This is a genomic window from Aromatoleum evansii, assembly GCF_012910805.1.
Lineage (GTDB): Bacteria > Pseudomonadota > Gammaproteobacteria > Burkholderiales > Rhodocyclaceae > Aromatoleum > Aromatoleum evansii.
The window spans coordinates 196,181-215,611 of the sequence record NZ_WTVK01000001.1; the positions used below are offsets into that span (position 1 = coordinate 196,181).

A 19,431-nucleotide genomic window follows, 5' to 3' on the forward strand; every position below is an offset into this window, starting at 1 on the left:
AGATGGGTGCCAAGGATTACATCGGGAGCCTGTTCCTCACGGAACTGTTCAAGGGCATGGCGCTTACCGGGCGCCACCTGTTCGCGCGCAAGATCACGGTGCAGTTTCCGGAGGAGAAGACTCCGCAGAGCCCGCGTTTTCGCGGCCTCCATGCGCTGCGTCGCTATCCCAACGGGGAGGAGCGCTGCATTGCGTGCAAGTTGTGCGAGGCCATCTGTCCGGCGATGGCGATCACGATCGAGTCCGATCAGCGCGACGACGGTTCGCGTCGGACGACGCGTTATGACATCGATCTGACGAAGTGCATCTTCTGCGGCTTCTGCGAGGAGGCCTGTCCGGTGGATGCGATCGTCGAGACGCGCGTGCTCGAGTACCACGGCGAGCAACGCGGCGACCTGTATTACACGAAGCAGATGCTGCTCGCGGTCGGTGACCGGAACGAAGCGCAGATCGCTGCAGACCGGGAAGCCGACTCGAAGTACCGCTAAGGGAGGGCGCCTGCGGGCGCCGCAAAGGACATGGATTTCAAGACTCTCGTTTTCTACATCCTGTCGGCGATCATGGTGTTCGCCGCGCTTCGGGTGATAACGTCACGGAACCCGGTGCATGCCGCACTGTTCCTGGTGCTCTCCTTCGTCACGGCGGGTGGCATCTGGCTGCTGCTCGCTGCCGAGTTCCTCGCGATCGTCCTCGTAATGGTCTACGTGGGGGCGGTCATGGTGCTCTTCCTCTTCGTCGTGATGATGCTGGACATCAATCTCGACCGCTTGCGGGAGGGGTTCTGGAGCTACCTGCCGGTGGGCGCACTGATCGGGATCCTGCTGGTCGTCGAAATGGCGCTGGTGCTCGGCGGCCGCTACTTCGGTCTGGAAGCAATGCCCGAACCACCAGCGGCGCAGGCCGGTTACAGCAATACGCGCGAACTGGGGCGCCTCCTCTACACCGATTACGTCTATCCGTTCGAGCTTGCCTCGCTGCTGCTGCTGGTGGCGATGGTCGTGGCCGTGTCGCTGACCCTGCGCAAGCGCAAGGGGTTGCGTCAGGTGAATCCGTCGGATCAGGTGACCGTCAAGCGTGGCGACCGCGTCGAACTCGTTTCGATGCCCGCCGAGAAAGAATAAGAACTGCGGCAGTTTCGCGGGAACTGGTGCAACCAAGGGGTTATAGATGCTTTCGCTTTCCCACTATCTGATTCTGGGCGCGATCCTGTTCGCGATCAGCGTGGTCGGGATCTTCCTCAACCGGAAGAACCTGATCGTGCTGCTGATGGCGATCGAGCTGATGCTGCTCGCGGTCAATCTGAACTTCGTCGCCTTCTCGCACTATCTTGGCGATCTGGCCGGACAGATTTTTGTTTTCTTCATCCTCACCGTGGCGGCGGCCGAGTCGGCGATCGGTCTCGCAATTCTGGTCGTGCTGTTCCGCAACCTGCGGACGATCCACGTTGATGATCTGGATAGCCTCAAGGGTTAAGGAAGCGGCTCGATGACGGACATGCAAAAGCTCTATCTCCTGGTACCGCTTGCGCCGCTGGCGGGGGCGATTCTTGCGGGACTGTTCGGCAAGGCCATCGGCCGTGCCGGCGCTCATATCGTGACGATCCTCGGGGTCGCGGTTGCTTTGGTCGCCTCGGTGGTGATCTTCCAGGACGTTCAGGCCGGCAATACTTTCAACGGCACCGTCTACACGTGGATGAAGAGCGGGAACCTGACCTTCGAGGTCGGATTCCTCATCGACTCGCTCACGGTCATGATGATGCTCGTGGTGACCTTCGTGTCCCTGATGGTCCATATCTATACCATCGGCTACATGCACGAGGATCCCGGTTACCAGCGTTTCTTCAGCTACATCTCGCTGTTCACCTTCTCGATGCTGATGCTGGTCATGTCGAACAACTTCCTCCAGTTGTTCTTCGGCTGGGAAGCGGTGGGTCTGGTGTCGTATCTGCTGATCGGTTTCTGGTACGAGCGGCCGACGGCGATCTACGCCAACCTCAAGGCCTTCCTGGTGAACCGTGTCGGTGACTTCGGGTTCCTCCTGGGTATCGGTCTGATCGCCGCATACGCCGGCAGCCTCAACTATGCCGAAGTGTTTGCGAAGGGCAGCGAGCTCGCGGCGCAGGACATGGCCGTGACGGGCTGGCCGCTGATCACCGCGATCTGCATCTGCCTGTTCATCGGTGCCATGGGCAAGTCGGCGCAGGTTCCGCTGCACGTCTGGCTGCCGGATTCGATGGAAGGTCCGACGCCGATCTCGGCGCTGATCCATGCCGCGACCATGGTCACGGCCGGTATCTTCATGGTGGCGCGCATGTCGCCGCTGTTCGAACTGTCCGACGTGGCCCTGTCCTTCGTTCTGGTCATCGGTGCGACGACGGCGCTCTTCATGGGCTTCCTCGGCATCGTGCAGAACGACGTCAAGCGCGTGGTCGCCTATTCGACGCTTTCCCAGCTCGGTTACATGACCGTTGCGCTCGGCGTGTCGGCATACTCGGCTGCGGTGTTCCACCTGATGACGCATGCGTTTTTCAAGGCGCTGCTGTTCCTCGGCGCGGGTTCCGTGATCATCGGCATGCACCATGATCAGGACATGCGCAACATGGGCGGGCTGTGGAAGTACATGCCGATCACCTGGATCACCTCGCTGCTTGGATCGCTGGCGCTGATCGGTTTCCCGTTCTTCGCGGGCTTCTACTCCAAGGACTCGATCATCGAAGCGGTACATGCCTCGAGCATCCCGGGTGCCGGCTATGCGCTTTTCTGCGTGCTGGCGGGCGTGTTCGTGACGGCCTTCTATTCGTTCCGCATGTACTTCCTCGTCTTCCACGGCAAGGAGCGCTTCGGCAACAACCATGGTCATCACGACCACGAGGGTGACCATGACGACGAAGAGGTGTCGGCGGATCACCATCACGGTCTCGCCCCGGGCCAGAAGCCGCATGAGTCGCCGTGGGTGGTGACACTGCCGCTGGTGCTCCTGGCGATTCCGTCCGTCGTCATCGGTTTCTTCACGATCGAACCGATGCTCTTCGGCGACTGGTTCAAGGGCGTGATTCACGTCGGCAGCAATCACGTCGGTCTTTCCGAGCTCGCAGCCAATTTCCACGGCCCGGTCGCGATGGCACTGCATGGCGTGCAGACGGCGCCGTTCTGGCTGGCGATGGGCGGTGTGGTGCTGGCGTGGTTCTTCTACATGGTTCGTCCGGATATCCCGGCCGCGATCCAGCGTACGTTCCGCCCGGTGCACGCCTTGCTCGAGAACAAGTACTTCTTCGATCGTTTCAACGAGATCGTGTTTGCGGGTGGTTCGCGACTGATCGGCAAGGGACTGTGGAAGGCTGGCGATCAGGCCATCATCGATGGCATCGCGGTTAACGGCACGGCGAAACTGGTGGGTTGGGTTGCACAGATCAGCCGTCTGTTCCAGACGGGGCATCTGTACCAGTACGCCTTCGCAATGATCATCGGGGTCTTCATTCTCCTCACCTTCTGGTTCAACCTGATTTGAGCCAACAGGTCGGTCTGTGAATAACGATAAACACGCGTCAGTTTTCGGCGCACTGAACGGAAAGTAACGATGACGGGTATGCCATTCCTCAGCCTCGCGATCTGGATACCGATCCTGGGTGGGTTGCTCGTGCTAGCAACCGGTTCGGACCGCAACGCCCCGCTTGCGCGGTCCCTTTCCATGCTGGTTGCACTGGTCGGATTCGCGGTGACGATCCCGCTGTTCACTCAGTTCGATGCAAGCAGCAGTGCGATGCAGTTCTCCGAATTCCTTCCGTGGATTCCGCGCTTCAACATCAACTACCACCTCGGCGTGGACGGCATCTCGGTGCTGTTCGTGCTGCTCAACGCGTTCATCACGATCATGGTTGTGATGGCGGGCTGGCAGGTGATCCAGGAAAAGGTCGCGCAATACATGGCGGCGTTCCTGATCATGTCGGGCCTGATGAACGGAATCTTTTCCGCGCTCGACGGCATCCTGTTCTATGTGTTCTTCGAGGCGTCGCTGATTCCGCTTTACCTCGTCATCGGTATCTGGGGCGGAGCGAATCGGGTTTACGCCGCGATCAAGTTCTTTCTCTACACGCTGCTCGGTTCGCTGCTGATGCTGATCGCGCTCCTGTACCTGTTCATGCAGGCAGGCGGCAGCTTCTCCATCCTCGACTGGCACAAGCTGCCGCTCGCGATGCCGGCACAGACGCTGATTTTCTGGGCCTTCCTGATCGCGTTTGCGGTGAAGGTGCCGATGTGGCCGGTGCACACCTGGCTGCCGGACGCCCACGTCGAGGCGCCTACGGGCGGGTCGGTGGTCCTGGCCGCGATTGCGCTGAAGCTGGGCGCGTACGGTTTCCTGCGGTTCTCGCTCCCGATCGTGCCTGATGCGTCGCAGGCCATGGCGCCGATGATGATCGCGCTCTCCCTCGTCGCGGTGATCTATATCGGCTTCGTCGCACTGGTCCAGACCGACATGAAGAAGCTGGTGGCGTACTCGTCGATTTCGCACATGGGTTTCGTGACCCTCGGCTTCTTCATGTTCAATGCGATCGGCCTCGAAGGGGCGCTGGTGCAGATGATTTCGCACGGCTTCGTTTCGGGTGCGATGTTCCTTTGCATCGGGGTGCTGTACGACCGCATGCATACCCGCAACATCGCCGACTACGGCGGTGTGGTGAAGACCATGCCCAAGTTCGCGGCCTTCTTCATGCTGTTCGCGATGGCCAACGCAGGTCTCCCGGGTACGAGCGGTTTCATCGGCGAGTTCATGGTCGTGCTGGGTGCGGTGCAGTTCAACTTCTGGGTAGCGTTCGCCGCTGCGACGACGTTGATCCTGGGGGCCGCCTACACGCTGTGGATGTACAAGCGCGTGGTGTTCGGCGTGGTCGGCAACAGCCATGTTGCCGAACTGGAGGACATCGGTGCGCGCGAGTTCGCTTTCCTCGGCATTCTTGCGCTGTGCGTGCTGGCCATGGGCCTGTATCCCTTCCCGTTTACGGAAGTGATGCATGCGTCGGTTAATGAACTCCTGCGGCATGTTGCCGTGAGCAAGCTCTGAGCGAGCGGGCGAGACACTTTTTCGGATTGGTCAGAAGATGAATTTCGTCATTCCCGACTTCTACCCCGCCGCGGCAGAGATCCTGGTCGCCGTGATGGCGCTGGTGATCATGTTGGCTTCCACGTTCGCACGCCGCGTGGCCAGCGACCTCGCATACGGCCTGACGCAGCTCACGCTCGTGTTTGCCGCGCTGGTGAGCGTGCTCGTGAGTCCCAACCTCCTCGCGGCCGTTGCGGCGGTCGTTTCCGAGCTGCCGTTGTTTGGCGTTCGCCTTGCCGAGCTGCTGATGAGCCTGGCCGAGGGCTACGCCGCGAACGAGGTGGTCGCGACCTTCAGCGGGATGTTCATCGGCGACATGCTGGGCGGTCTGCTCAAGGTGTTCTCCCTGCTGGCGGTTTCGGTCGCGCTGTTGTACGGCCGCGGTTACCTTGCCGACCGCAAGATCGATCGTCCGGAATACTATCTGCTGTCGCTCCTGATGAGCCTCGGCATGATGGTGATGATCAGCGCGAACCACTTGCTGTCGCTGTACATGGGCCTCGAGATGATGTCGCTGTCGCTGTACGGTATGGTCGCCTTCGACCGCGACTCGCCGCGCGCGACCGAAGCCGCGATGAAGTACTTCGTGCTCGGTGCGCTCGCTTCGGGTCTCCTGCTGTACGGCATGTCGATGCTCTATGGTGCGACGGGCAGCCTCGAACTGTCGGGCATCGCGCAGTCGATCTATCATCAGGCCGCGAACAAGACGGTCCTGGTCTTCGGCTTGGTGTTCATCGTTGCCGGTCTGGCGTTCAAGCTGGGCGTGGTCCCGTTCCACATGTGGGTGCCCGATGTGTATCAGGGCGCTCCGACGGCCGTCACCTTGATGATCTCGGCAGCTCCCAAGCTGGCCGCCTTCGCGATGACCATGCGGCTGCTGGTCTACGGCCTGTTCGAGCTCGCCGATCAGTGGCAGACGATGCTGATGTTTCTGTCGGTGCTGTCGATCGTCCTGGGTAACCTGGCCGCGATTGCGCAGTCGAACATCAAGCGCATGCTGGCGTACTCCGGCATTTCGCACATGGGTTTCGTGCTGCTCGGCCTGCTCGCCGGAGTGGTGGACGGGGATCGCAACTTCGCCCTCAATGCATACAGCTCGGCGATGTTCTATGCCGTGTCCTACGTGATCATGAGCCTCGCGTCGTTCGGTATGGTGATCCTGCTGTCGCGTGCCGGCTTCGAGGCTGAAACCATCGAGGACTTCAAGGGCCTGAACAAGCGGAATTCGTGGTTTGCTGCGCTGATGATGATCGTGATGTTCTCGATGGCGGGCATCCCGTTCTTCATCGGATTCTTCGCGAAGCTTTCGGTCCTGCAGGCCGTCGTCGCGGCGGGCTACGTCTGGCTGGCCGTGGTGGCGGTGCTGATGTCGGTGATCGGTGCTTACTACTATCTGCGCGTCGTGAAGGTCATGTACTTCGACGACCCGGTCGATTCCGCCCCGATCCGCGCTCAGGGTGAAGTGCGCTTCCTGTTGTCGGCGAACGGCCTCGCCATCGCCGTGCTCGGCCTGCTTCCGCAGGGGCTGATGTCGCTCTGCGCCTATGCGCTCCTTGCATCCCTCTGAGCGGGATCCGCTCGAAGAGTCTGAGCTCGAATCCTCCCCGGTCTACGACGGCGTCCTGCTGAAGGTCCGTCGGGACCGGGTTTCGCTCCCGGACGGGAGCGAATCGGTTCGTGAGTACATCACCCACCCGGGTGCTGTCGTCGTCGTCGCGGTCCTGCCCGACGGGCGCCTCGTGTTTGAACGGCAGTTCCGCTATCCCCTGCGACGCGCATTTCTGGAGTTGCCCGCCGGCAAGATCGACGCTGGCGAGGAACTGCTTGCTTGCGCACGGCGCGAGTTGCGCGAGGAGACGGGCTACGAGGCCGCTGCGTGGCAGTACCTCGGAGTCATGCATCCCTGTATTGGCTACTCGGATGAGCGCATCGAGATGTTCCTGGCTCGTGATCTGACCCACGTTGGCGATGCGCTCGATGATGGGGAGTTTCTCGAAATCCTGACGTTTACGGTCGATGAGGCGGTTCGTGCGGTGATGGAGGGCGTGATCACCGACGCGAAGACGATCACCGCCCTGTTCCGTGCCTTGCCCCTGCTGGGAACGGCGATTTCACCTGCTGCACGATAGCGGTGCAGTGACGCATCGCGGGACGATGCGAACGTCGGCCCCCGGAAGGCCTTGCGCCGGGGGAGAGTCCGTGGCGGGCTGGTCGAAGGCAAAAAAAAGCGAACCTTATGGTTCGCTTTTTGTTTTGTTTTGGGGCGTCCTTGCGGACGCCCCCGGAGCAGATCAGCCGCAGGTGCCGACCGCGCCGCAGGCGGTGCAGAAGTCGCAGCCGTCCTTGCGGATCACGGAGTGGTTGCCGCACTCGGAGCAGAGTCCGCCCTGCATGACCTTCGGATCGCTGGTCTCGCGCGGAGCCTCGAGAATGCCCATCTCGCGCACCGGATAGCCTTGCTCGTCGAGCACACCGAGCATCGCGTAGCGGTGGATGATGAGTTGCGCCATGTAGGCTACGGTGCTCGGGTAGTTCTGCTGACGACGGGTGCCGGGGACGAAGGCCATGAAGTCGCCGAGCGGCTCGGGGTAGTTGAGCAGCTTGCGCAGCTTCATGCCGACCCAGGCCGGATCCATGACGCGCATGTCGAGCGACAGGATGCGGGTGAGTCCGTCGAGGGCGCGCGGATAGTTGCCCGACAGCCATACCGAGTAGGGGCGGGTCACGCCGTCGGGCAGCGTGATTTCCTTCAGGCCGAGGACGAAGTCTTCGCCGGTTGCCGGGTTGGAGATATCTACGGTCCAGGACAGCGTGCCGTCGGTGCCGGTCTTGGGCTCCTGCAGGCTGAAGAGGGTGTCCAGCACCGGTGTCGGCGTGTCGTTCACCTCAAGGGCACCGAGCTTCTCGCAGCGATAGCGGACCACCTGGGCGAAAGCGGAGACCACGCCCGGGAACATGGTCTTCTCGCCGTGCGGCGGGAAGGGCATCTCGAAGGACTTCTCGCCGATCGTGCGCGCCAGGGTCTCGAGCTTGAGCTTGAGCCAGCCGCGGTCGTTCGCGCGCATGTCCATCGACAAAGTCTTGGCGACGGCGCCGAGGCCGCGCGGCTGGTCCGCGCCGTTGACCCACACTTCGAACGGGAAGGAGCCGCCGTTATTGCCGACCTGGCCGACGAAGAGGGCGAAGTCGCCGGTCGGGGTGCCGAGCATGTAGGTCCACGCCATGTTGCCGTCGGGCAGCTCGGGGCGGCCGGGCCAGCGCAGGCTGGAGAGGACGGGGGCAGGCAGGCTGTTGATCGACAGGCGCTTGTTCGGGCCGGAAAGCTCGACGTCCTGCGGCTGCTTCTGCTCCGACGACGGGGTGACGGAGAGCACCGAGCCCAGCACGGAGTTGGGGCGATAGGTTGCGAGCCCCTTGAGGCCGGCCTTCCAGGCGGAGAGATAGAGATCCTCGAACTCCGTGTAGGGGTAGTCCTCGGGGACGTTTACGGTCTTGGAGATCGAGGTGTCGATGAACGGAGCGACTGCGGCCACCATGTCCTTGTGCGCCTGCGCGGAGATCTCGAGCGCGGTGACGAAGTAGGACGGCAGGCTCGCGACGTTGCCGCCGATGTGCTTGTACAGGCGCCATGCGTAGTCTTCGACGGCGTATTCCTTGTAGGTGCCGTCGGCCATGCGCTTGCGGCGCGTGTAGGTGTAGGAGAAGGGGGGTTCGATGCCGTTCGAGGCGTTGTCCGCGAAGGCGAGCGAGATCGTGCCGGTCGGAGCGATCGACAGCAGGTGCGAGTTGCGCAGGCCGTGCTTGCGGATCTTGTCCTTGACCTCGGCAGGCAGGCGCGAGGCGAAGTTGCCGCCGGAGAGGTAGAGATCGGCATTGAACAGCGGGAAGGCGCCGCGTTCCTTGGCCAGTTCGACCGAGGCGAGGTAGGCGCGGTCGCGCATGTATTCGGAGATCTTCGCGGCGACGCTGCGGGCCTCGGGGCTGTCATAGCGTTTGCCGAGCATGATCAGGGCGTCGCCGAGGCCGGTAAAGCCGAGGCCGACACGACGCTTGGACTGTGCCTCGTTCTCCTGCTGCTCGAGCGGCCAGTGCGTTACGTCGAGCACGTTGTCGAGCATGCGGATCGCGATGTCGACGATCTTGCCGAAGGCCGCGTAGTCGAAGTCGGCCTTGTCGGTGAAGGGGTTCTTCACGAAGGGCGTGAGGTTGATCGAGCCGAGGTCGCAGCAGCCGTAGGGGGGCAGGGGCTGTTCGGCGCAGGGGTTGGTCGCCTCGATCGTTTCGCAGTAGTACAGGTTGTTGTCCTGGTTCATGCGGTCGAGGAAGAGGATGCCCGGCTCGGCGTGGTCGTACGTCGAGCGCATGATCTGGTCCCACAGCTCGCGTGCACGCAGCTTGCGATACACCCACAGGCCGTCGTCGCGCTGATATGCACCGGTGGCCTTGAGCTCGTCGATCGGTTCGGCCTTGTGGAAGAGTTCGACATCGGTGTCGGTGTCGACGGCCTTCATGAAGGCGTCGGTGACGCCCACCGAGATGTTGAAGTTCGTCAGGTCGCCATGGTCCTTGGCGTGGATGAACTCCTCGATGTCGGGGTGGTCGCAGCGCAGCACGCCCATCTGGGCTCCGCGGCGCGCACCGGCGGACTCGACGGTCTCGCACGAGCGGTCGAAGACGCGCATGTAGGACACGGGGCCGGAGGCGTTCGAGAGGGTGCCCTTCACCAGGGCGCCCTTCGGACGGATGCTGGAGAAATCGTAGCCGACACCACCGCCGCGGCGCATGGTCTCGGCGGCCTGGGCGAGCGCGGTATAGATGCCGGGGCGGCCGTCGACGGCTTCCGACACGGAATCGCCGACCGGCTGGACAAAGCAGTTGATCAGGGTTGCCTGCAGCTTGGTGCCGGCAGCGCTGTTGATGCGGCCTGCGGGGACGAAGCCTTTCTCCTGGGCTTCGAGGAACTTCGCTTCCCAGTGGGCGCGCTTTTCCTCGGCTTCCACGGCTGCGAGGGCACGCGCCACGCGCGTGCGGACTTCGGCGACGGTCTGTTCGTCGTCCTTGGCATATTTTTCGAGGAGAACTTCGCCCGCGATTTCCTGCGGGGCGAGGGTGGAGGCGTCTGCCTTGCCTTTGGCCTGCGAATTGATCGTCGTGCTCATGGTCTTTTTGAGTCCGTGTGTGAGTCCGTTCGATGGTGTGTATTTCGGCGTGAAGAATAGCTCGCGAAAGTTGATTTTGCAAAAAAATAAAATCAATGAAAAACAATATGTTAAGTGTTTTGGCGGTATGTCAAGCTTTCAGTGCTCACTAGATCTAGTAGTGCTTTTGGGTGATCCGTGACGCTGAAAGTCGCGTCCGCCAAGGGTTTCGGCGGGGCCATCGCTGTGCGGTCGGCGGTGTTCGTCACACGGGCGCGACGAAAATATTTGCGGCGCTGCCTACGATGCAACGCAGCATCGCTTGCTGCTAGAATCCTTGCATAGCGCAGCTCCGGAGTTTGCCCATGCAAGATGCCGAGCGGATAGCAGCACAGGCGGTCGAGCGCCATCGACGGGAACCGTCGCAACTGCTCCAGATCCTTGTCGAGACCCAGGACGGCATCGGCTATCTGCCTGCGGCGGCGCTGACCCGCATTGCCGATCTGCTCGAGTTGCCGCGGGCGCGCGTCGAAGGCGTCGCCGGGTTCTACAGTTTTCTCTACACCGAGCCGGTCGGCCGTTACCGCATCCTTTTTTCCGACAACATCATCGATCGGATGCTGGGCACCCGGGGGTTGATGGAAAGCCTCTGTCGACGGTTGGAGGTCTCGCCGGGGCAGGTCTCGCCCGGCGGAGAGGTGAGCGTCGATGTAACCTCATGCACGGGAATGGGCGATCAGGGGCCGGCGGTGCTGGTCAACGGCCTTGCCGTGACGCGGCTCGACGAGGCGCGGGTGGAGCGCATCGCATCGCTGGTGCGTGCCGGCACACCGCTGGCCGAGTGGCCGGCCGAATATTTCCGCGTCGATGACAACATCCGCCGGCGCGGGTCGCTGCTCGGAGACGACTTCGTTCCCGGGGCGGCGCTGCAGGCGGCGATGGTGCGCGGGCGGACGGGCTGGCTCGAGGAGGTGCGCCTGTCGGGGCTGCGTGGGCGTGGTGGAGCGGGCTTCACGACGGCGGTGAAATGGATGGCTTGCCGCGATGCGCCGGGCGCCGACAAGGTGGTGGTGTGCAACGCGGACGAAGGCGAGCCGGGCACCTTCAAGGATAGGGTGCTGCTGGCGAGCCAGGCTGAGAGAGTCTTCGAAGGGATGACCCTTGCGGCCTGGGCGACCGGGGCGCGGCAGGGCCTGCTGTACCTGCGGGGGGAGTATCGCTACCTGCTGAAGCACTTGCGGGCGGTGCTGGCCCTGCGGCGCGCAGCGGGACTTCTCGGGCCGCGGATCCTCGGCGAAGCGGGGTTCGATTTCGACATCGACATTCACCTGGGCGCCGGGGCCTACGTGTGCGGCGAGGAGACGGCGCTCCTCGAGTCGCTCGAAGGCAAGCGCGGCACGCCGCGGATCCGGCCGCCATTCCCGGTCACGCATGGCTATCTGGGACGACCGACGGTGGTGAACAACGTCGAGACGCTGGCGAAGACCACGCTGATCGCCCTGCAAGGCGGCGCGGCTTTCGCGGCGACGGGGACGCCGCAGTCCACCGGCACGAAACTCCTGTCGATCTCGGGGGACTGCGCCTATCCCGGGGTGTATGAGTATCCCTTCGGGGTGACGATAGCGCATGTGCTCGAGGATTGCGGTGCACACGATCCGCAGGTCGTGCAGGTGGGCGGCGCGTCGGGGGTGACGATCGCGGGCCACGAGTTCCACCGGCGCATCGCGTTCGAGGACGTGCCGACGGCCGGGGCCTTCATGGTGTTCGACGGCCGCCGCGACCCGTTCGAGATGGCGCGCAATTTCGTGCATTTTTTCGCGCACGAGAGTTGCGGGTTCTGCACGCCGTGCCGTGTCGGGACGGCCCTGCTCAAGGGCTACATGGACAAGCTCGCGAGCGGGAAGGGGGCGAAGATGGATCTGGCCGACATCGAGTGGCTGGACCGCCTGCTGAAGAACGCGAGCCATTGCGGGCTCGGGTCGAGCGCGCCGAATCCGGTGATCGACACGCTGATCAAGTTCCGCCCGGCCTACGAGCGGCGGCTCGTGTCGCTCGACTTCAAGCCGGCGTTCGACCTCGACGCAGCGCTCGAAACGGCGCGGCGCATGACCGGTCGCGACGATCCGGGCGCGCACCTGGATTGGCGGGAGGAGGTGTAGCGATGGGCGGGAAGTTCCTGTTCGACGGGCGGCCGGTGCCGTTCGAGGAAGGCCAGACGATACTCCAGGCCGCACGCGCGGCCGGCCACTATATTCCGCACCTTTGCTGGCACCCGGATTTCCCGCCGCACGGCTCATGCAAGCTGTGCGTCGTGAAAGTTGGCGGGCGCCACGTTTCGTCCTGCGCGCTGCCGGCGCGGGACGGGATGGAGGTGGAGAGCAATACGCCGGAGATCAACGGCGAGCGGCGGGCTCTCCTGCAGATGCTGTTCGTGGAGGGCAACCATTTCTGCCCGTCGTGCGAGAAGAGCGGCAACTGCCAGTTGCAGGCGCTGGCCTACGAGCTGGACATGAGCAGCGCGCGCTTCGCGCACTTTTATCCTGACCGGCCGGTGGATGCGTCGCACCCGGACGTGCTGCTGGACTTCAATCGCTGCATCTTTTGCGAGCTGTGCGTGCGGGCGTCGCGCGACGTGGATCACAAGGGCGTGTTCGCGCTGACCGGTCGCGGCATCCGCAAGCATCTGGTGGTGAATGCGGAGTCGGGGCGGCTGGCCGATACGGATTTCGCGGTGAGTGATAGGGCTGCGGACATCTGCCCGGTGGGCGTGATCCTGCGCAAGCGGGTGGGCTTCGCCGTGCCGATCGGCGAGCGCAAGTACGACGAGGCCTCGATCAGCAGCGTTGCGATGGAGAAGGGCGAATGAGCGACAGCATGAGTTTGCCCCGCGTGCGTGTTGCGACGACCTCGCTTGCGGGCTGTTTCGGCTGTCACATGTCCTTCCTGGACATGGACGAGCGCCTGCTCGAGCTGGCCAAGGTGGTGGAATTCGATCGTTCGCCGCTCACCGACATCAAGCATTGCGGGCCCTGCGACATCGGCCTGATCGAGGGGGGCGTGTGCAACGCGGAGAATGTGCACGTGCTGCGCGAGTTCCGCCGCAACTGCAAGACACTGGTTGCGGTCGGTGCGTGCGCGATCAATGGTGGTCTGCCGGCGCAGCGCAATCATCTCGATCTCGGTGATTGCCTGCAGCAGGTGTATGTGAAACGCGACGGCATCGAGGAGGGGGGCGTGCCGGACGATCCCGAGCTGCCCTTGCTCCTCGACCGCGTGCACCCGATCCATGAGGTGGTCCGGGTCGATTACTTCATCCCGGGATGTCCGCCGTCGGGCGACGCGATCTGGAAGTTCCTGACGGACCTGATCGGCGGTCGCACGCCGCGCCTGCCGCATCCCTTGTTGCGTTTCGATTGAGGCATCGCATGGATTCGTCGCTTGAAACGGCTGCCGGCAGGGAGCAATTGCGCCGGGTGGTGATCGACCCGGTGTCGCGGGTCGAAGGGCATGGCAAGGTGACCTTGCTGCTCGACGAGGACGACCATGTCCGCGAGGCGCGCCTCCACATCGTGGAGTTCCGCGGCTTCGAGGTGTTCATCCAGGGGCGCCCGTACTGGGAGGTGCCGGTGATGGTGCAGCGCTTGTGCGGGATCTGTCCCGTCAGTCATCACCTGGCAGCGTCGAAGGCGATGGACCGGGTGCTGGGCATCCCGATCACGCGCTCGGCGGAGAAGCTCCGGCGCCTGATGCATTACGGGCAGATCCTGCAATCGCACGCGCTGCACTTCTTCCACCTGTCGTCGCCGGACCTGCTGTTCGGCTTCGAGTCGGAGGTCGGCAAGCGCAACATCGTCGGGGTTGCCGCGGCTTACCCGGAGGTGGCGCGGCAGGGGGTGCTGCTACGCAAGTTCGGGCAGGAGGTGATCCGCGCGACGGCCGGCAAGCGCATCCACGGTACCGGTTCGGTGCCCGGCGGGATGAACCGGCATCTCGCTGTGGAGGACCGGGACGCGCTGCGCGCGGAAATCGACCACATGGTCGAGTGGAGCCGCGCGGCGGTCGAGCTGGTGAAACGGCTGCATCGGGCCGATCCTGCCCTGTACGACGAGTTCGGGCGCTTCCGCGCCAACGTGATGAGCCTGGTGCGGGCCGACGGGGCGATGGACCTGTATCACGGCGCATTGCGCTTTCGCGATGCGGACGGCAGGATCCTGGTCGACAAGGTGCCGGATCAGTCCTATCGCAGCCTCATCCGGGAGCAGGTCAAGCCCTGGAGCTACATGAAGTTCCCTTACCTGCAGCAGCTGGGGCCGGACGAGGGGTGGTACCAGGTGGGGCCGCTCGCACGGGTGCAGAACTGCGACTTCATCCCGACGCCGCTGGCCGAGGCCGAGCGCCGCGAGTTCATCGATCACGGGCGGGGGGAGCCGGTCAGGGCGACGCTGGCCTATCACTGGGCGCGGATGATCGAGCTGCTGCATGCGGCTGAAGTGATCCGCGATCTGCTCGGCGATGGCGACCTCCTGGAAGGGGCTCTGCTGGCGGACGGGGAGCGCGGCAACGAGGGGGTCGGGATCATCGAGGCGCCGCGCGGCACGCTGATCCACCATTATCAGGTGGGGGACGACGACCTCGTGACGATGTGCAACCTGATCGTGTCGACGACGCACAACAATCAGGCGATGAACACCGCGGTGCGGGAAGTGGCGCGTCGCTATCTGGATGGGCGTAAGCTGACCGAGGGACTGCTCAATCATATCGAGGTCGCGATCCGGGCTTACGATCCCTGCCTGTCGTGTGCGACGCACGCACTGGGCAAGATGCCGCTGGTGCTTGAACTCGCCGATGCTGGCGGCGAGGTCGTGGATCGGGTGGTGCGTGACTGATTCCGGCCGGCTGGTGATCTTCGTCATTGGCAACGAGTCGCGCGGGGACGATGCGGCCGCGCCGCTGTTATTGCGGCGGCTGGAGGGCGAATTGCCGGCTGGTGTGCGGGTCGTGTGCGAGTTTCAGCTCCAGGTGGAGCATGCGTTGGAGCTGTGCGGCGCGAACCTGGCGCTGTTCATCGATGCGGCCTGCGGCCTGGAGGCGCCTTTCGCGTTTTCGGAGGCGGACGGCAGGGCGCCGGTGTCGAGTTTTTCCCATGCGCTGTCGCCTGCGGCGGTGCTGGACGTGTTCCGCCGCATCGAGGCGGCGGCGCCTCCCCCGGCCTTCGTCCTGGGGCTGCGCGCCGTCCGCTTCGAGTTGGGGGAGGGTTTGTCCGCACCGGCCGAGGAGGCGCTCGGGGAGGCTCTTGCGTTTGCCCGGACGTTGTTCGCGTTGCCGCGGCCGGAGCACTGGCGTGCGCTGGTTCAGGCGCGCGCGCGCTCGTTGCCGAGGTTCGGGAAGAAGAGCGCGGTGTAGCCCGCCAGGTCGAGTTCGGCGCTTTCGCGGATGCGGCGCAGGTTGGCGGGTTCCATTTCGAGCAGGGCCCAGATCGCGGGGTCGATGCGCTCGGCGGCTGCGGTGCTCGATTCGTTCTCCTGGTCCGCCTCGGCAATGCGCGCGGCCACGTGCACCATCGCAGCTTCATAGACGTAGTCCCCGCCGAGGCGCGGCACGGTCTGCGCGCCGATGATGTCCACGAAACTCGTCGGCAGACGCCAGTGTGCCATCAGTGCAGCGCCGACCTCGGCGTGGTCACAACCGACGATGCGGCGTTCGGCCAGGTGCAGCGGTTCACGGCTGGCGGCTGCGATGCTGCGTGCTTCATGCGCGAGCTCGGGGATCGTCTGGTACATCACCAGGTGACCGATATCGGATAGCAGGCCGATGACGAACAAGCGTTCGACTCCGATCATGCCCTGGCTGCGGCCGATCTCGCGTGCGGCGAGTCCGCGCATGACGCCGCCGCGCCAGAAGCGCGGCATGTCGAGGTGGCGCGGCGCGAAGAGGGAAAACGCGCCGCTCACGGAGATGGCCAGCACGAGGTCGTGCACCTGCTGGATGCCGAGAACGGTGACGGCGCGGGAGATGGTTTCGATCCTTCCTCCGTAGCCGTAGAAGGCGCTGTTCGCAAGGCGCAGCAGGCTGGAGGCGATTGCAGGGTCGGCGCTGATGGCGTGGGCGACGCTCGCGGCCGATCCGGTTGGGGCATCGAGTTCATCGCGGATGCGCAGATAGACGCTCGGCAGCGTGGCGAGCGTGGTGACATTGGCGACGAGTTCCTGGGCGGAGTGCATGACGATGTTCCGATGAGGCGTGTTCAATGTGCAGCCGCCGGTGGCGGGCCGTCGCCCGTGGGAGCGACGAGGTCGCGGTAGGCGTGCCAGCTGGCATGACCGACGATGGGCATCAATACGACCAGTCCGAGATGGAAGCTGAGGAAGCCGATTATAGTCATTGTGACTATGAGCAAGGCCCATACGATCATCGCGCCGGGGTTGCGGGCGAGGGCGCCGATGCTCGCGAGCATCGAGGAGATGGCGTCCTGGTTGCGGTCGAGCATGAGGGGGACGGAGATCACGCTGGCAGCGAACACGATGCAGGCGAAGAGCAGGCCGACGCTGAAATACACCAGCAGGAACTCGAGGTTCTCGAGCGCCAGCAGCTGGCTGAGAAAGCCGCTGAGGTTGGGCAGCTCGTTGGTGTAGAAGAGGGCGAAGATGACCAGCGATGCACGCGCCCAGACGAGGAACACCACTCCGAGGACGACCGCGAAGATGCCGATGTTGCCGGCGTTGCGCCGCCAGACGGTGAGTGTCGGCCGCAGGGCGCAGGCCAGCCCTTGTTCGTGCTGGCGGCTGATCTCGTACAGGCCCATGGCGAGGAAGGGGCCAAGCAGGAGGAATCCGGAGGTCATCGCGGCGGTGTATTGGTAGGCGTGCTCGAACACCATCGTGACGAGCAGGCCCATCGCCGCAAAGCAGAAGCCGTAGAACAGGCTGGGAATCGGACATGCGCGCAGGTCGCTCACGCCGCGCGCGATCCAGCGCAGGGGGGCGCCCGCATCGACTTCGCGGACGGTCGGAAAGACAGGTTCTTCAGCTGTCGTACCCGTATCGTTCTGCAGCGACATGGTTCTCTCCTGTTGGGGCTTGTCGTGCGACGGCGAACGGGGCTTCCTTGTTGTTGTGTTATGCGCTGGTGAGGAAGCCTCGCATGGCATCGCCGACCGCATCGGGCGCTTCGGCCATCATCGCATGACCGGCGCCTTTGATCACTATCATACGCGCGCCGCCGGGAACCTTGGCGAGCGCTTCCTGCAGGGGTTTGACGGCTTTGCGGGGCGTCATCTGGTCGCGTTCGCCGCACAGCATCGCGCATGGCACGGCGATGCGCGATGCGGCCTCAAGGCCGCCCTGGTAGGCATTGCAGGCGGCGAGGTCGTTGGCGAGCACGCCTTCGCGCTGGCGTTCCATGAGGCGCTGGTTGAGACCGGTGAGGGAGACGCCGGGAATGGGGCTCGCGCCGAGTTGCGAGGCGGGGGTGTAGGACCACTGGTTGATCATCCCGTGCGCGACAGCGCGTGCGTTCGCAGCGGCTTCGAGGAGCGGGGGGGCGACGGGCATCGGGGCGACGCTGCCGATGAGGATGAGCTTCCGGATGCGTTCGGGAGCCTGCGCGGCGGCCTGGAGGGCGACGAGCGAACCCATGCTGTGGCCGGCGAGGGCGGCGTGGACGACACCCGCTGCGTCGAGCAGGGACTCGACCCAGTCCGCAAGGGCCTCGATGGTGGGCAGCGGGCTGCCCTGCGAGCGGCCGTGGGCGGGGAGATCCGGTGCAAGCACGGCAAAGCCGTGGTGCGCGAGCTGGCGGGCCTGGAAGTTCCACACGCTGTGGTCGTGTCCGGCGCCGTGGATGAGGACGACGACGGGCTGTTGCCGGTCGAAGGGGCGGCCGCCGGTGTAGAGGTAGACGGGCGTGTCGTTGATGCTGAGTTCCATGGTTTAGCCCTGCACGACGCGGCCGGCGGCGTAGAGGCCGCGGTCGAGGTCTTCGATGAGGTCGTCGGCGCTCTCGAGCCCGACCGACAGGCGCACGGTGCCTTCTCCGATGCCCGCCGCGGCGAGATCCTGCGCGGACATGCGGAAGTGGGTGGTGCTCGCGGGGTGGATGACCAGGGACTTGGCGTCGCCGACGTTGGCCAGATGCGAGAACACTCGCAGGCCTTCGATGAAGGCGCGGCCGGCGGCGCGGCCGCCCTTGAGCTCGAAGGACAGCACCGAGCCCGCACCGTCGGGTAGCAGGCGGGCGGCAAGCGCGTGGTCGCGATGGCTGGCAAGGCCGGGCCAGGCGACCTGTGCGACGAGCGTATGGGCTGCGAGGTGCTCCGCAACCCGGCGCGCGTTGGCGACGTGGGCACGCATGCGCAGCGGCAGGGTCTCCATGCCTTGCAGGATCTGGAAGGCGTTCATCGGCGACAGGCAGGCGCCGAAGTCGCGCAGGCCTTCACGCCGTGCGCGCAGCAGGAAGGCGGCGACGGGGGATTCCTCTGCGAAATCCATGCCGTGGAAGCCGTCGTAGGGGTCGGTGAGCGTGGGGAAGAGGCCGGAGGCTTCCCAGTCGAAGCGCCCGCCATCCACGAGCAGGCCGCCGACCGCGACGCCGTGGCCGCCGAGGAATTTGGTTGCCGAGTGCAGCACGAGGTCGGCGCCGAGCGCCAGCGGGCGCTGCAGGCAGGGGGTGACGAGGGTCGCGTCGACCAGCAGGGGGACGCGATGGGCGTGCGCGATGTCGGCGACCGCGGGGATGTCGAGCACGTCCAGGCCGGGGTTGCCGAGCGATTCGCCGAAGAACAGGCGCGTCTCGGGGCGGACGGCGGCGCGCCAGGCGTCCGGGTCGTGCGGATCGACGAAGGTGGTGGTGATGCCGAAGCGCGGCAGGGTGTAGGCGAGCAGGTTGTGCGAGCCGCCGTACAGCGCGTGCGAGGCCACGATGTGGCCGCCGGCGCCCATCAGGGTGGTGATCGCCAGATGCAGTGCGGCCTGTCCGCTCGCGACGGCGATCGCTCCGACCCCGCCTTCGAGGGCGGCGATGCGTTCTTCCAGCATCGCGTTGGTCGGGTTGGATATGCGCGTATAGACGTGGCCGGGGCGTTCGAGGTTGAACAGCGCGGCGGCGTGGTCGGTGTCCGGGAAGACGTAGCTGGTGGTGAAGTAGATGGGGGCGGCGCGGGCGCCGCCCCCATCTACTTCACCACCAGCTACGTCTTCCC

General features: G+C 64.5%; 17 protein-coding genes. 12 read left to right on the forward strand and 5 right to left on the reverse strand.

The features are described from left to right. The first annotated feature begins 2 nt into the window (after window positions 1-2). From nuoI to GO615_RS01040, 7 genes are all read left to right on the forward strand, one after another. On the forward strand, window positions 3-488 hold the full coding sequence (gene nuoI / locus GO615_RS01010) for an NADH-quinone oxidoreductase subunit NuoI (protein ID WP_169125168.1): 486 nt from the start codon (window positions 3-5) through the stop codon (window positions 486-488). Between the two features lie 30 nt (window positions 489-518). Next, on the forward strand, window positions 519-1,121 hold the full coding sequence (locus GO615_RS01015; protein ID WP_169125169.1) for an NADH-quinone oxidoreductase subunit J: 603 nt from the start codon (window positions 519-521) through the stop codon (window positions 1,119-1,121). A 46-nt stretch (window positions 1,122-1,167) separates the two neighbouring features. Beyond that, entirely contained in the window at window positions 1,168-1,473 is a 306-nt protein-coding gene (gene nuoK, locus GO615_RS01020; RefSeq protein ID WP_018992227.1) for an NADH-quinone oxidoreductase subunit NuoK, read from the forward strand. 12 nt (window positions 1,474-1,485) lie between these two features. Then, window positions 1,486-3,507 carry an NADH-quinone oxidoreductase subunit L gene (gene nuoL, locus GO615_RS01025; RefSeq protein ID WP_169125170.1) on the forward strand — a complete coding sequence of 674 codons (2,022 nt, stop codon included), beginning with the start codon at window positions 1,486-1,488 and terminating at the stop codon, window positions 3,505-3,507. Window positions 3,508-3,576: 69 nt separating this feature from the next. Next, window positions 3,577-5,058: an NADH-quinone oxidoreductase subunit M gene (locus GO615_RS01030; RefSeq protein WP_169125171.1), complete on the forward strand. Its 1,482-nt coding sequence runs from the start codon at window positions 3,577-3,579 to the stop codon at window positions 5,056-5,058. A 37-nt stretch (window positions 5,059-5,095) separates the two neighbouring features. Beyond that, entirely contained in the window at window positions 5,096-6,664 is a 1,569-nt protein-coding gene (gene nuoN / locus GO615_RS01035) for an NADH-quinone oxidoreductase subunit NuoN (protein ID WP_169125172.1), read from the forward strand. Continuing rightward, window positions 6,642-7,226 (forward strand): NUDIX domain-containing protein, encoded by a 585-nt coding sequence (locus tag GO615_RS01040; protein ID WP_211166888.1) that lies wholly within the window; start codon window positions 6,642-6,644, stop codon window positions 7,224-7,226. Before nuoN ends, GO615_RS01040 begins: the two co-directional genes overlap by 23 nt. 162 nt (window positions 7,227-7,388) lie before the next feature. On the opposite strand, the gene GO615_RS01045 is transcribed toward GO615_RS01040, so the two are convergent. Further along, complete coding sequence (locus GO615_RS01045; protein ID WP_169125173.1) at window positions 7,389-10,256, reverse strand: adenosylcobalamin-dependent ribonucleoside-diphosphate reductase; 2,868 nt, start codon at window positions 10,254-10,256, stop codon at window positions 7,389-7,391. 344 nt (window positions 10,257-10,600) lie between these two features. On the opposite strand from GO615_RS01045, the gene GO615_RS01050 reads away from it, so the two are divergent. The 5 genes from GO615_RS01050 to GO615_RS01070 are packed head-to-tail and all read left to right on the forward strand — an operon-like array spanning window position 10,601 to window position 15,638. Next, complete coding sequence (locus tag GO615_RS01050) at window positions 10,601-12,394, forward strand: NAD(P)H-dependent oxidoreductase subunit E (RefSeq protein WP_169125174.1); 1,794 nt, start codon at window positions 10,601-10,603, stop codon at window positions 12,392-12,394. Window positions 12,395-12,396: 2 nt separating this feature from the next. Continuing rightward, on the forward strand, window positions 12,397-13,101 hold the full coding sequence (locus GO615_RS01055; protein WP_169125175.1) for a 2Fe-2S iron-sulfur cluster-binding protein: 705 nt from the start codon (window positions 12,397-12,399) through the stop codon (window positions 13,099-13,101). Beyond that, the gene (locus tag GO615_RS01060; protein WP_169125176.1) at window positions 13,098-13,652 is read left to right on the forward strand and encodes an NADH-quinone oxidoreductase subunit B family protein; all 555 of its coding nucleotides are present in this window, start codon (window positions 13,098-13,100) and stop codon (window positions 13,650-13,652) included. Before GO615_RS01055 ends, GO615_RS01060 begins: the two co-directional genes overlap by 4 nt. An 8-nt stretch (window positions 13,653-13,660) precedes the next feature. Beyond that, window positions 13,661-15,121 carry a Ni/Fe hydrogenase subunit alpha gene (locus tag GO615_RS01065; RefSeq protein ID WP_169125177.1) on the forward strand — a complete coding sequence of 487 codons (1,461 nt, stop codon included), beginning with the start codon at window positions 13,661-13,663 and terminating at the stop codon, window positions 15,119-15,121. Next, window positions 15,114-15,638, forward strand: a complete 525-nt coding sequence (locus tag GO615_RS01070) for a hydrogenase maturation protease (RefSeq protein WP_169125178.1) — start codon at window positions 15,114-15,116, stop codon at window positions 15,636-15,638. The genes GO615_RS01065 and GO615_RS01070 overlap by 8 nt, the downstream gene beginning before the upstream one ends. Here GO615_RS01070 and GO615_RS01075 read toward each other — a convergent pair. The 4 genes from GO615_RS01075 to GO615_RS01090 form a co-directional block, all read right to left on the reverse strand. Continuing rightward, entirely contained in the window at window positions 15,587-16,456 is an 870-nt protein-coding gene (locus GO615_RS01075) for an HDOD domain-containing protein (protein WP_169125179.1), read from the reverse strand. The two genes, GO615_RS01070 and GO615_RS01075, sit on opposite strands and share 52 nt — an antisense overlap. 23 nt (window positions 16,457-16,479) lie before the next feature. After that, complete coding sequence (locus GO615_RS01080) at window positions 16,480-17,292, reverse strand: DUF2189 domain-containing protein (protein ID WP_169125180.1); 813 nt, start codon at window positions 17,290-17,292, stop codon at window positions 16,480-16,482. A gap of 58 nt (window positions 17,293-17,350) precedes the next feature. Beyond that, window positions 17,351-18,160 (reverse strand): alpha/beta fold hydrolase, encoded by an 810-nt coding sequence (locus GO615_RS01085; protein WP_169125181.1) that lies wholly within the window; start codon window positions 18,158-18,160, stop codon window positions 17,351-17,353. A gap of 3 nt (window positions 18,161-18,163) precedes the next feature. Continuing rightward, a partial coding sequence (locus GO615_RS01090) for an O-acetylhomoserine aminocarboxypropyltransferase (protein ID WP_169125182.1) occupies window positions 18,164-19,431 on the reverse strand: 1,268 nt, incomplete at its 5' end.

What these genes read in the sequence shown, in the direction of transcription:
- nuoI (WP_169125168.1), top strand. Translation starts at nt 3, where the DNA reads ATGGGTGCCAAGGATTACATCGGGAGCCTGTTCCTCACGGAACTGTTC.
- GO615_RS01015 (WP_169125169.1), top strand. Translation starts at nt 519, where the DNA reads ATGGATTTCAAGACTCTCGTTTTCTACATCCTGTCGGCGATCATGGTG.
- nuoK (WP_018992227.1), top strand. Translation starts at nt 1,168, where the DNA reads ATGCTTTCGCTTTCCCACTATCTGATTCTGGGCGCGATCCTGTTCGCG.
- nuoL (WP_169125170.1), top strand. Translation starts at nt 1,486, where the DNA reads ATGACGGACATGCAAAAGCTCTATCTCCTGGTACCGCTTGCGCCGCTG.
- GO615_RS01030 (WP_169125171.1), top strand. Translation starts at nt 3,577, where the DNA reads ATGACGGGTATGCCATTCCTCAGCCTCGCGATCTGGATACCGATCCTG.
- nuoN (WP_169125172.1), top strand. Translation starts at nt 5,096, where the DNA reads ATGAATTTCGTCATTCCCGACTTCTACCCCGCCGCGGCAGAGATCCTG.
- GO615_RS01040 (WP_211166888.1), top strand. Translation starts at nt 6,642, where the DNA reads ATGCGCTCCTTGCATCCCTCTGAGCGGGATCCGCTCGAAGAGTCTGAG.
- GO615_RS01045 (WP_169125173.1), bottom strand. Translation starts at nt 10,256, where the DNA reads ATGAGCACGACGATCAATTCGCAGGCCAAAGGCAAGGCAGACGCCTCC.
- GO615_RS01050 (WP_169125174.1), top strand. Translation starts at nt 10,601, where the DNA reads ATGCAAGATGCCGAGCGGATAGCAGCACAGGCGGTCGAGCGCCATCGA.
- GO615_RS01055 (WP_169125175.1), top strand. Translation starts at nt 12,397, where the DNA reads ATGGGCGGGAAGTTCCTGTTCGACGGGCGGCCGGTGCCGTTCGAGGAA.
- GO615_RS01060 (WP_169125176.1), top strand. Translation starts at nt 13,098, where the DNA reads ATGAGCGACAGCATGAGTTTGCCCCGCGTGCGTGTTGCGACGACCTCG.
- GO615_RS01065 (WP_169125177.1), top strand. Translation starts at nt 13,661, where the DNA reads ATGGATTCGTCGCTTGAAACGGCTGCCGGCAGGGAGCAATTGCGCCGG.
- GO615_RS01075 (WP_169125179.1), bottom strand. Translation starts at nt 16,456, where the DNA reads ATGCACTCCGCCCAGGAACTCGTCGCCAATGTCACCACGCTCGCCACG.
- GO615_RS01080 (WP_169125180.1), bottom strand. Translation starts at nt 17,292, where the DNA reads ATGTCGCTGCAGAACGATACGGGTACGACAGCTGAAGAACCTGTCTTT.
- GO615_RS01085 (WP_169125181.1), bottom strand. Translation starts at nt 18,160, where the DNA reads ATGGAACTCAGCATCAACGACACGCCCGTCTACCTCTACACCGGCGGC.